Below are 12566 nucleotides of genomic sequence, written 5' to 3' on the forward strand. Positions count from 1 at the left end.
CATCTGGCACGACCCCGAGGCGCTGGAGGAGCTGCACAAGACCGCGCGGCAGCTGCGGGTCACCAACGCCCCCGCCAACGTGAAAGCGCCGCAGGCGCGCCTTCCGTCCCGTCGGCCGGGGGCGCGGCCCTGCGCGTGGACGCTGCCGCCTACTTGCGGATCAGGCTGCGCAGCACGTACTGCATGATGCCGCCGTTGCGGTAGTAGTCGGCCTCACCGGGGGTGTCGATCCGGACGACCGCGTCGAACTCGACGCCCGTGTCGGTGGTGACCTTGACCGTGCGCGGGGTGGTGCCGTTGTTGAGCTCCTCGACACCGGTGAAGGAGAAGGTCTCCTCGCCGGTCAGGCCGAGGGACTCGGCGGTGGCGCCCTCCGGGAACTGGAGCGGCAGGACGCCCATGCCGATGAGGTTCGAGCGGTGGATGCGCTCGTACGACTCGGCGATGACGGCCTTGACGCCGAGCAGCGCGGTGCCCTTGGCGGCCCAGTCGCGGGACGAGCCGGAGCCGTACTCCTTGCCGGCCAGGACGACCAGCGGGATGCCCTGCTCGATGTAGTTGCGCGAGGCGTCGTAGATGAACGCCACCGGCGCGTCGGCCTGGGTGAAGTCGCGGGTGTAGCCGCCCTCGGTGCCCGGCGCGATCTGGTTGCGCAGGCGGATGTTGGCGAAGGTACCGCGGATCATGACCTCGTGGTTGCCTCGGCGGGAGCCGTAGGAGTTGAAGTCACGACGCTCCACACCGTGCTCGGTGAGGTACTTGCCGGCCGGGGTGTCGGCCTTGATGGCACCGGCGGGCGAGATGTGGTCGGTGGTGACCGAGTCGCCGAGCTTGGCGAGGACGCGGGCGCCGGTGATGTCGGTGACCGGGGCCGGCTCGTGCTGCATGCCCTCGAAGTACGGGGGCTTGCGGACGTAGGTCGACTGCGGGTCCCAGTCGAAGGTGTTGCCGGTCGGGATCGGCAGCGACTGCCACTGGGCGTCGCCGGCGAAGACGTCGGAGTAGGACTTGTTGAACATGTCCTCGCCGATCGCGTTGGCGACGACGTCGTTGACCTCGGCCTCGGTCGGCCAGATGTCGGACAGGTAGACCGGCTTGCCCTCCTGGTCGGTGCCGAGGGCGTCCTTGGTGATGTCCACCTTCATGGAGCCCGCGATGGCGTAGGCGACGACCAGCGGCGGGGAGGCCAGGTAGTTCATCTTGACGTCGGGGTTGATCCGGCCCTCGAAGTTCCGGTTTCCGGAGAGGACCGAGGTGACCGCGAGGTCGTGGTCGTTGACGGCCTTGGAGACCTCCTCCGGCAGCGGGCCGGAGTTGCCGATGCAGGTGGTGCAGCCGTAACCGACCAGGTTGAAGCCGACCTTGTCGAGGTAGGGGGTCAGGCCCGCCTTGTCGAAGTAGTCGGTGACGACCTTGGAGCCGGGGGCGAGGGTGGTCTTGACCCAGGGCTTGCGGGTCAGACCCTTCTCGACGGCCTTCTTCGCGACCAGCGCGGCGGCGACCATGACGTACGGGTTCGAGGTGTTGGTGCAGGAGGTGATCGCGGCGACGGTGACGGCGCCGTGGTCGATCTCGTACGTGGTGCCGTCGGGGGCGGTCACGGTGACCGGGTTGGACGGGACGCCGTTGGGCGCGACGGCCGGGGCGTCGGAGGCCGGGAAGGACTCCTTGCCGGACTCGTCCACGCTGTCGACGTAGTTGAGGACGTCCGACTTGAACTGCTGGGCGGCGTTGGCGAGGACGATACGGTCCTGCGGACGCTTGGGGCCGGCGATGGAGGGGACGACCGTGGAGAGGTCCAGCTCCAGCTTCTCGGAGAAGTCGGGCTCGGCCTTCGGGTCCAGCCAGAGGCCCTGCTCCTTGGCATACGCCTCGACGAGCGCGACCTGCTGGTCGCTGCGGCCGGTCAGACGCAGGTAGTTCAGGGTCTCGTCGTCGATCGGGAAGATCGCGGCGGTGGAGCCGAACTCCGGCGACATGTTGCCGATGGTGGCGCGGTTGGCGAGGGAGGTGGCGGCCACGCCCTCGCCGTAGAACTCGACGAACTTGCCGACGACGCCGTGCTTGCGCAGCATCTCGGTGATGGTGAGGACCAGGTCGGTGGCGGTGGTGCCGGGCTTGAGCTCACCGGTCAGCTTGAAGCCGACGACGCGCGGGATGAGCATGGAGACCGGCTGGCCGAGCATGGCGGCCTCGGCCTCGATGCCGCCGACGCCCCAGCCGAGGACGCCGAGGCCGTTGACCATGGTGGTGTGCGAGTCGGTGCCGACCAGGGTGTCCGGGTAGGCCTGCCCGTTACGCACCATGACGGTGCGGGCCAGGTGCTCGATGTTCACCTGGTGGACGATGCCGGTGCCCGGGGGGACGACCTTGAACTCGTCGAACGCGGTCTGGCCCCAGCGCAGGAACTGGTAGCGCTCCTTGTTGCGGCCGTACTCCAGCTCGACGTTCTGCTTGAAGGCGTCGTTGGTGCCGAACTTGTCGGCGATGACGGAGTGGTCGATGACCAGCTCGGCCGGGGCCAGCGGGTTGATCTTCGCCGGGTCGCCGCCGAGCTCCTTGACGGCCTCGCGCATGGTGGCGAGGTCGACGACGCAGGGGACGCCGGTGAAGTCCTGCATGATCACGCGGGCGGGCGTGAACTGGATCTCCTGGCTGGGCTGGGCCTGGGAGTCCCAGCCACCGAGGGCGCGGATGTGGTCGGCGGTGATGTTCGCGCCGTCCTCCGTGCGGAGCAGGTTCTCCAGCAGCACCTTCAGGCTGTACGGAAGGCGAGCCGAGCCTTCCACCTTGTCCAGCCGGAAGATCTCGTACGACTCGTCGCCCACCTGCAGCGTGCTGCGGGCGTCGAAGCTGTTCGCCGACACGACAGTCTCCTTCATTGATGTGCGCGTACCACCACGATCCTGCCGCCACGCCGACTTGGCCGATCCACTAAGGTAAGGCTAAGTTAGGTAACCCTTACTCGGGTGGCGGTCCCGGTGCGCCTGGCAGATATCTCGATGTCGAGATAACTCTAGTACACGAGGGCCGGATGGTCATGCCCGGGCGTCGCGGCCGCCGCGCGGGACGGGATCGTAAACGGCTTGCGCGCAGGGGCTGCGGACGGCTGGATGGTGCGGCCGAGCCCCTGCCGGAAGGGTGGGGGCGGGCGCCTTCACCGGAGTGTGCCTGCACCGTGACACCGAACGACCTGGCCATACGTCCGATCGACGGACGCGAAGAACTCGACCTCTTCTCCCGACTGCCCTACCTCCTGAACGAGGAACTGGCGGACGACCTCGCCACCGGCCGACGACGCCCGGAATGGATGTGGGTCGCCCTGCGCGGTGACCGCCTCCTGGCACGAGCCGCCTGGTGGAGCCGGGCCGGCAGCGGCACACCCCTGATCCTGGATGTGCTCGACATCGACGACGACGCCCCGGATCCCGACACCCGGGACATCGGCGTGCGGCTCCTGGAGACCGCGACGGCCGCCACCCTTGCGGACGGGTCACGTCCCCCCGGGTACAGCCGTTTCGTCCCGCCCGACTGGCGGGAGGACACGCGGACCCGACAAGCCGTCGAGGACCGCATGACGATGCTGGAACGGACCGGCGCCCGGTTCTTCGTCGAACGGCTGCGCCTCGAATGGCGTCCGGAATCACCGGTCCCCGAGCCCACCGGACGCCTCGCGTTCCGGCCGGCCGCCGACGCCGGTGAACTGGTCGCGCTGATGACCTCGGCCATGGACGGGACGCTGGACGCGCACGGCCGGGACGACCTGACCCGGATGTCCGCCCGTGAGGCGGCCGTCCAGCACTACGAGGACGAGCTGGCGCGCTACCCGAGCCCACGCGACTGGTGGCGGATCGCGACGCTGCCCGGCGGAGAGCCGGTGGGGTTCGTCCTCCCGGCCCACAACGGCTACCACGCGATCATCGCCTACATCGCGGTCCTTCCCGCGCACCGCGGCAACGGCTACATCGACGATCTGCTCGCCGAGGGCACCCGCGTCCTCGCCGGACAGGACGTCCCCCGCGTCCGCGCTTCCACGGACCTGGGCAACGTCCCGATGGCGAACGCCTTCCAGCGCGCCGGCTACGTCAACTTCGGACGCGAGATCAACATGACCTGGAGCTGACCGGGCACCGGCCGGCCCTGGCGACGCGCCGCTCGGGCCGGCCGGCACGCCTGTCGCGTGCCGCCGGCCCGACGGCCCGGCCTCACTTCAGATGCCGGCCGAAGAACCGGGTCCCGTCCTCCAGCTCGAACCACGGGGTGCCGGTGTGCCCGCCCAGGTTGGCGTGCAGGGTCTTCTCCTTGGAGCCGAAGGCGTCGAACAGGTCCAGGGCCCGCTCCCGGGGGTTGCCCTCGTCGTCCCACTGCAGCAGGACCAGCAGCGGAACGGTGACCTGCCGGGCCTCCTCGCGCTGGGCACGGGGCACGTAACCGCCGGCGAAGAAACCGGCGGCCGCGATCCGCGGTTCGGTCACCGCGAGGCGGATGCCGAGGGCCGTCCACCCCGAGTACCCGACCGGACCGCTGATCCCGGGCAGCGGCAGGAGGGCGTCCAGGGCGGCCCGCCAGTCCGGGGCCGCGTTCTCGACCAGCGGGCCGATGAACGACTCGAAGATCTCGTCGACCGGCTCACCGGCCCGCATCGCCCGGCGGAGGTCGGCGCGGGCCTGCTCGTCGACGGCGGAACGGGGCCGGTCACCGCACCCGGCGGCGTCGATGGAGGCCACCGCGTAGCCGCACGACGCGGTGTACCGGGCCCGGGCCACCAGCCGGGGTTCCCCCTTGGGCAGGCCGTTGTTGTGGGCCATCAGGATGAGCGGAGCCGGTGCGGCGGAGCCGGGCGTCCACAGGGTGCCGGGGATCTCGCCGAGGGTGAACTCGCGTTCCAGGACGCCGTCGTCGAGGCGCCGTTCGGAAGTGAATCGCATGGTCGTGCCTTTCAGGAGTGCGCTTCAACGGCGCTCCCGGACGACCTACCGCCCGACCGTGACCCCGGAGGGGAGCACCCATGTCGATACTGCGTTCACGGGTACCACCTCCTCGTTCTCTCGCACGGCCGCCCGAAAGGTAGCAGTGGCCGCCGGGCCCCTCCAACCGGTTTTCCGCGGATCGAGTGCCGAAGGGCCGAACGGGTACTCTCGCTGACGCGACGTCACCCGGAGGGACCCCCCAACAGGCGCCATCTCATATCTGAGATAACCTCTGTCTCATGTCAGACGACTACCTCGTACGTATCGGCAAGCTCATCCGTGACGCCCGGCAACACCGTGGCTGGACACAGGCGCAGCTCGCGGAGGCGCTCGGCACCAGTCAGAGCGCTGTCAACCGCATCGAGCGCGGCAATCAAAACATCAGCCTTGAGATGATCGCCCGAATCGGTGAAGCCCTGGACAGCGAGATCGTCTCCCTGGGCTACGCGGGCCCGATGCATCTGCGGGTGGTCGGCGGCCGTCGGCTGTCCGGTGCGATCGACGTGAAGACCAGCAAGAACGCGTGCGTGGCCCTGCTGTGCGCCTCCCTCCTCAACAAGGGCCGCACGGTGCTGCGCCGGGTGGCCCGCATCGAGGAGGTGTACCGCCTCCTGGAGGTGCTCAACTCCATCGGCGTGCGCACCCGCTGGATCAACGACGGGGTCGACCTGGAGCTGGTGCCGCCCGCCGACCTCGACATGGCGTCCATCGACGCCGAGGCCGCCGTGCGCACCCGCTCGATCATCATGTTCTTCGGTCCGCTGCTGCACCGCATGGACCACTTCAAGCTGCCCTACGCCGGCGGCTGCGACCTCGGCACGCGGACCATCGAGCCGCACATGATCGCGCTGCGCCGGTTCGGTCTGGACATCGCGGCGACCGAGGGCCAGTACCACGCGCAGGTGGACCGCTCGATCCGCCCCGACCGGCCGATCGTGCTGACCGAGCGCGGCGACACGGTGACCGAGAACGCGCTGCTCGCCGCCGCCCGGCACGATGGTGTCACCGTCATCCGCAACGCGTCCTCCAACTACATGGTCCAGGACCTCTGCTTCTTCCTGGAGACGCTCGGGGTCCGGGTCGAGGGCATCGGCACCACCACCCTGACCGTGCACGGCGTCCCGAACATCGACGTGGACGTGGACTACTCCCCCTCCGAGGACCCGGTCGAGGCGATGAGCCTGCTGGCCGCCGCGGTGGTGACGGAGTCGGAGCTGACCGTGCGCCGGGTGCCGATCGAGTTCCTGGAGATCGAGCTGGCGGTCCTGGAGGAGATGGGCCTCGACCACGACCGCAGCGCCGAGTACTTCGCGGACAACGGCCGTACCCGCCTGACCGACCTGACGGTCCGGCCCTCCAAGCTGGAGGCGCCGATCGACAAGATCCACCCGATGCCGTTCCCCGGTCTTAACATCGACAACGTCCCCTTCTTCGCCGCCATCGCCGCGGTCGCCCAGGGCAAGACGCTGATCCACGACTGGGTCTACGACAACCGCGCGATCTACCTCACCGACCTCAACCGCCTCGGCGGCCGCCTCCAGCTCCTCGACCCGCACCGGGTCCTGGTGGAGGGTCCGACCCGCTGGCGCGCCGCCGAGATGATGTGCCCGCCGGCCCTGCGCCCCGCGGTGGTCGTCCTGCTCGCGATGATGGCCGCCGAGGGCACCTCGGTACTGCGCAACGTGTACGTCATCAACCGCGGGTACGAGGACCTCGCCGAACGCCTGAACTCGATCGGCGCCCAGATCGAGACGTTCCGCGACATCTGAAGGTTCTCAGAGAAACCACCACCGCACCCCTACTGACCTGCACGCATGTAAGACGGAAGGGGTGTGCAGGCGCCTCCGGGGACTTTTCTGGGACTTTTGGCCGGGCGTGAAGACCTTCGAGCGACACACACTCCACACGACGCGTCGTCGGAAAGATGCACATGTCGAGGGAGTGAGTCGGTACTCGTAGGACTCTGCGCCCGCCGGAGTCCACGCCCGCCGCACTCTCGAAATTCGCCTCAGCGGAACCCCGTTCCAAGGTCCGTGAGCAAATCGTCCAGCACTGTTTCCTCCTCGACCCGGACACCGCACTCGGCGAGAGCGACGGCCAGGGCGGGGTCCCAGGGAGTCGCGGCGGGCGGCCCCGTCAGCTCCGGAGCTTCGGCCACTGTGGTCACTGCTGCTCGGTAGTCGGCGGCCCTGTAGCGCCACGGCCGCCAGGGGACGCATCGCGCCAGCGCTGCGGCGATGCGCACACCGCCCCAGTCGAAGTCGCCGTGGTAGGCAAGGCGGGCTCCCCCTATGGACAGGTCGCGCAGCAAGGTGAGCGCGGCGGCCGACGGTTGGCCCTGGAGGCACACCATGGGCGGGCACTGCGGGCCGAGAGTGTCGGCGGCGGCGGACAGCACGGCCGGGTTCTCGCAGATGTGCACGATTCCCGTGGTCGGAACAGAGGCAACGGGGGCGCGGCCGGTGAGGGAGCGGAGTGTCAGCACCGCCGGCTCCCCCGCGTCGGCCATCCAGTCGAGGGCTGGCGTACCGCGCAGGTTGAGGGTGAGGACGGTCGATGACAGGTCGTCCTTGAGCAGGCCCGCCGAGGCCCACGCCTCCCGCCGCCACCGCGCACCGGAGCCGTCGGGGAAGCCGGTGAGGCAACGGATGCCGGACAGGACGAGCGTGGCGAGCGGCGTCCCCTCGTCCAGGGCATGAGCGCCCGAGAGGTTCCGTGCCGCGAACGTCGCCCGCGATGTCGGGGGTGCCGCGGGCAGCGCACGCAACGCGCGTACAGCGGCCTCCACCAGGGGACCCGCGGCCTCCGGTGTTCGGGCGAGGCGCCGTACGAGACCGTCGCCGCGGATCCGCTCGGCCCAGCGGGCCAACTCCCCGTCGAGAGTGCCGAGCGGGGCGTACGCCTCCTCCCAAGCCCGCTCCTCCCTGTTCCGCGTCTCCGCGTGGAGTACGACCGGGCCGGTGAGGGCGACGACGGCCGCCGCCAGTCCGTCGGGGCTGACACCGGAGCGCCGCAGGATCTCGTCGACGGTGACGAGGCGAATGCCGAGGGAGCCGCTGGATCGTGGGGCCCGTCCCAGCAGGCGTTCGGCGGCGCGACGTTGGGACTCATCGGGGTCGGACAAGGTGACGGAGCCGGTGAGCGGCCGGCCACGTGCCAAGCGCTGCCGCACACGGTCCACGAACCAGGCAAGGCCGGGATCGCCGAGCAGGCGTCCGAGGCGCTCGGTATCGATGTCGGTCAGGGCTTCCACCGGTGGCGGCACGGCCGGCACCGCGTCCACGGTGGCGGTCGGCGGTGCCGTGCGTCCGGCCGTCGTCCGGCCGCCGTCGCGGTCAGGCGGGGGCACCGAAGGGGTCACGTCCGCAGGGCCCCCTGTCCGCCGGAGCTGTCGACGACGGCGGTCCGCCCTGGCTCACCGGAAGGACTCACCGGTCCATCGGCACCCTCGCCGGAGTCGCCGGCACCGGCGGCCGCCGCGAACGCCTCCGCCCGGGCCCCGGGCTCCGTGCCGCGCCGCCGTTCGCTGCCGTCCCATTCCCACCGTGTCACCAGCACGGCGTCGATGTCGTCGACGCGGGACAGCTGGGCGATGGCAATGCCCGGCACCTGCGGGTAGCAGGCCCATTCGCGTTCGCTGGTCATGACGACGTCGAGGTCGAAGGCGCGCAGCAGGCCGAGGCACTTGGCGCGCGAGTCGTCGTCGACGCCGGCGAACGCCTCATCCAGGGTGACCAGTCGCGGGGCGTGCGCGCCGCCCGCGCTCGCGTAGTGCGAGGACGCGGCGGCGAACAGGGGCACGGATGCGGCCAGCACCCGCTCCCCGCCCGAAGCAGGTCCGGTGGCCGGTACCCACTTGCCGTGCTGATGGCGTTCGACGCCGAACTCGTGCCAGGACCGGTAGTCGAGGGCGGCGGTGAGGTCCTCCAGCCAGCTGCCGGCGCTGTCGTCGGCCTGTCGGTGGGCGATCTGCTCCTGGAGGAACGCGCCGACCGCGGCCCGGTCCTCGGGCGACCACGCGTCGGCCGACTGACGCAGCCGTTCGCGGGCCTGGGCCAGTCCCTGCGGGGCCCGGCGGGACGCTCTCCACACCAGCCGCAGCTTCATGCCCGTGGAGGTCGGGCGCTCCTCCAGCTCCCTGTTCATGGCGGCCACCTGCCGTTCGGCAGCCCCGATCAGTTCCTGGAGGGTCCCGGCGACCTCGGTGATCAGATGGGTCTGGAGGATCTCGCGCTCGCGTGCGGAGAGGATGCGGGTCAGTTCCGCGACCTCCACGGTCAGTGCCTCGGCGAGTTCGGGCACGGCCCGTTCCCGGCCCTGGTAGACGATGTCGACCCGCATACCGTCTTCGCTCGGGCGGGCGGCGGCGGTGTGGCCGTGCCGCGACAGCGCGTCCTGGAGCCTGCCGAACTCCTCGCTCAGCCGCTTCTGAACGCGCTCCCAGGCCGCGTCGGTGTCGTCGACCGAGGAGAGGCGGGACTCCACGGCCCGCGCGAGGGCGATGGCGGGGGTGGCCGCCCACGTCCCTGCCCCGTCGTCCGGTACGTCGATGTCGGGCAGCGCGACGGCGAGCAGCCCCGTCGCGGCGAACCGCTGGAGCGCCGCGACGGCTTCCTCCCGCGCGGCGGTCGCCTCGGTGACGTCTTCGGCGAGCCGCTCGATGCGTCCCTCGGCGCGGCTGGCCCGCCGGTCGGCGTCACTGTGCTCCGCCCGGGCCTGCCGCTGCTCGTGCTCGCAGGCCCGGGCCGCCTCGGCCGTCTCCTCCAGTTGCCTCTGAAGCTCGGCGACGGCCGCTCCGACGGTGGAGCGGAGCGTCGTGAGGTGTTCGTCCGCCGCCGCGGCCACCCGAGCCGCCTCCGCAGCGCGCTCCGCGAGTTCGGACGCGAGCAGGTCGGCCCGGCTGGTCTCCTCCCGCTCACCGGTCACCGCGCGCTCGGCCTCCGCGCGTTCGCGCAGCGCGGGCCACAGGGCCGCCATGAGGGCGGTGTGGTCGGCGAGCGCCTGGCGCACGGCGCCCAGTTCCGTGTGGCCGGCGGGAAGGTTCAGGGCCGCCGCGGTGTCGGCGAGTTCGGCCGTCGCACGCTCGGCCCGCTCCGCCGCCGGAGCCAGTTCCGCGGCCCGTTCGTCCCGCCGGGCGCGGGCGCGACGGGCCGCCTCAGCCGCGGCGATGACGCGTGCGTGGGCGTGCCGCAGGTCGTCGTCGCCCGGCAGTGCGGCGAGTTCGGCGTCCAGCGTGGCACGGCTCCCGGCCACGGCGTGGGACTCCTCGGCCAGTCGTTCCCGCTCCGCCGTCAGGCCGTCGATCTCGGCGCGCAGTTCCCCGATGCGAACGCGGCGTGCCTGTTCCCGTGCTCCTTCCCCCACGTACTGGGCGCTGTCCTTGGTCCAGCTCCCGGTGAGCGCCCCGACGCGGAAGCGCCCGTCCGCGCAGACCCACGTGTCGTGGCCACCGGCCTCCCAGGCGGCCTCGCCAGGCCCGTCGTCGCCGCCCGCGGCCAGCCCGATCGAGGCGAGCAGACGCGCGACCGTCTCCTCCCCCACGGCTGCGGCCCCCGCGTCCGCGGGGTCGACCGCCGGGCACAGCGCGCGGTCGAGGCCGGTTCCGCCGAGCAGTCCGACCGGATCGAGCAGCACGTCATGGCCGTCCGCCGCGACCGCGGAGCCGTCCGGCCGCACCCACGCGTCGAGAAGCCCCGACGCCTCCAGCGCGGCTTCCAGTCCCGCCCGGTCGGCCCCGGCGACGTGTGGGCGGAAGTCGACGAGCCGCCACAGCGGAGCGCCGGGGCCCCGGTCCCGCACGCCGGGTGTGCGCGTGGGGGGAGCCGCGGGGCCGCGCTGCCGACCCGTTTCGAGGGCGGTCAGTTCCTCCACCGCCAGCCGCTGCCGCTCCGCCGTCGCCGCCTCGCGGTGGGCCAGTCCGGCCGCCCGGTCGGCCAGGCGGGAGGCGGCGGCGCGATGCGCCTCGCTCGCCGCCGTACGGGCCGGCATCGGGCCGTCCAGAGAGCTCGCCCAGCCCTGTACGGCGTCCAGGACCCCGGGCAGCCCGGGCACCCGCAGCTCCACCCACCCGGAAAGACGCTCCCGCAGGGCCGTGACCAGGGCCCGCCCCTCCCGGGTGACGCCCTCCTCCGCCTCGGCCAGCCGCTCCTCGGCGTGCACGGCCTCCTCGTCGGCCTCGTCGGCGCGCAGCCGGGCGGCACGGTGCCGCTCCTCGGCCTGCTCGGCCCGCGTGACGAGCTCCGCCACGTGCTCGACGGCGCGCCGCCTGCTCGCGGTCACCTCGTCCGCCTCCCGGCGCAGGACCGCCTCGGGGGCTCCCTCTGTCCTGGGGGTGTCGAGCCGGGCGGCCGCGGCGCTCTCGGCGACTCGGTCCCGAATGTCGTCCAGCGCCTCCCGGGCTGCCGCGAGCCGGTTGTCCGCGGTGGCGAGCCGGCCCAGGGCCCGGGTGTGCGCCTCGGCCGCCGTACGCCGGTCTGCCTCCGCCCGCTTCAGCTCTGCGGCCGTGCGGGAGGCGTCGTCCGCCGCCCGGTCGAGCGCGCGGGCGTCGCGCATCTCGGGCCGGGACCGCAGCGTGGCGTCCTGAGCGGCCAGCCGCGCGGCCCGCTCGTCGAGGGCGGCACCCCTCTCCCTGGCCTCCTCGCGGTCCGCCAAGGCGCGGTCCCGGTCCGCCTGTGCCCTGGCGAGCTCCCGTTGCAGGTTCTCATAGCGGGCGTGTTCGCGGCGGGGCAGGCGGGCGCGGCGGCGGGAGGCGATGCGGGCGTAGCGGCGGTAGTGGTCGAGGAACGCCGAGGACGCCTGTTCGGCCTCGCGGGCCGCCCGCAGTTCCTCCTTCTCCTCGTCCAGCGACCTGAACGCCTCCGCCGCGTCGGCGACGACCGCCTGGTCCATCGGCGGGAGCGCCTCGGTCAGCGCCCGGGACAGGGCGGCCTCGCTGGGGCGCTTGGACAGCTGGGGCTGGCGCAGCTGGATCAGGAGGTCGACGAGAGCGCCGTAGCGCCGCTCCCCCAGCCCGAACAGGGCTTCGTCGACCGCCCTGCGGTAGGCCTTCGCCGTGTCGTACACCATGCCGTGGCCGCCGACGGCCTCGGCGAGCCGGTCCCGGGACAGTGCCGTCCCGGTCGCGTCCAGCAGGTCGAGGCCGGCGCCGACCCGCTGGCCGGTGACCGCGAACCAGTGGCGGGCGATGCCGCGTCCGGCGACCGCCTTGAGTCCGCACAGCAGCGTGCGGAAGTGCGCCTCACCCGTGCCGGCGTCGAGTCGTCCGAACTCGATCCAGGTGTATCCGAGCCGTTCGGGATGCGGGTGCGCGCCGCCCAGGAGGAGGTTCCACTCCATGCGCTTGCCCGGGTCGCCGTCGGGTTCGACGCGGCGGGCGGAGAGGTCGCCGTCCAGGAGGAACGGGAGGGTGAGGGCGAGCACCTTCGACTTGCCGGTGCCGTTGTTGCCGCGCAGCAGCAGCCGGCCGTCGCGGAACCAGAACTCCTCGACGTCGTAGTGGAAGAGGTCGACGAGTCCGATGCGCAGGGGCCGCCACCGGCCGGGCGCGGGAGCGGGCAGCGCGGGGCCGGGCGACTGGGGGCCGGGGAGCGCGGTCAC

General features: G+C 72.0%; 6 protein-coding genes. 2 read left to right on the top strand and 4 right to left on the bottom strand.

The window, feature by feature from the left end; translation table 11 throughout:
- Window positions 1-149 precede the first annotated feature (149 nt).
- The gene (acnA, locus tag AB0958_RS35400) at window positions 150-2867 is read right to left on the bottom strand and encodes an aconitate hydratase AcnA (RefSeq protein WP_366894573.1); all 2718 of its coding nucleotides are present in this window, start codon (window positions 2865-2867) and stop codon (window positions 150-152) included.
- A 311-nt stretch (window positions 2868-3178) separates the two neighbouring features.
- Here acnA and AB0958_RS35405 point away from each other — a divergent pair, with 311 nt between their 5' ends.
- Window positions 3179-4123 (top strand): GNAT family N-acetyltransferase, encoded by a 945-nt coding sequence (locus tag AB0958_RS35405; protein WP_366894574.1) that lies wholly within the window; start codon window positions 3179-3181, stop codon window positions 4121-4123.
- Between the two features lie 82 nt (window positions 4124-4205).
- Here AB0958_RS35405 and AB0958_RS35410 read toward each other — a convergent pair whose 3' ends face one another.
- Window positions 4206-4928, bottom strand: a complete 723-nt coding sequence (locus tag AB0958_RS35410; protein WP_366894576.1) for an alpha/beta hydrolase — start codon at window positions 4926-4928, stop codon at window positions 4206-4208.
- Between the two features lie 281 nt (window positions 4929-5209).
- Between AB0958_RS35410 and AB0958_RS35415 the strand changes: the two genes are divergently transcribed.
- Window positions 5210-6739, top strand: coding sequence for a UDP-N-acetylglucosamine 1-carboxyvinyltransferase (locus tag AB0958_RS35415; protein ID WP_366894577.1), 1530 nt, complete (start codon window positions 5210-5212; stop codon window positions 6737-6739).
- 239 nt (window positions 6740-6978) lie between these two features.
- Here the strand turns inward: AB0958_RS35415 and AB0958_RS35420 are convergent, their stop codons facing one another.
- Complete coding sequence (locus AB0958_RS35420; protein WP_366894578.1) at window positions 6979-8331, bottom strand: TIGR02679 family protein; 1353 nt, start codon at window positions 8329-8331, stop codon at window positions 6979-6981.
- Entirely contained in the window at window positions 8328-12566 is a 4239-nt protein-coding gene (locus AB0958_RS35425) for a TIGR02680 family protein (protein WP_366894579.1), read from the bottom strand. The genes AB0958_RS35420 and AB0958_RS35425 overlap by 4 nt, the downstream gene beginning before the upstream one ends.

Source organism: Streptomyces sp. NPDC006655 (assembly GCF_040703965.1).
In the GTDB taxonomy this organism is placed as follows: domain Bacteria; phylum Actinomycetota; class Actinomycetes; order Streptomycetales; family Streptomycetaceae; genus Streptomyces.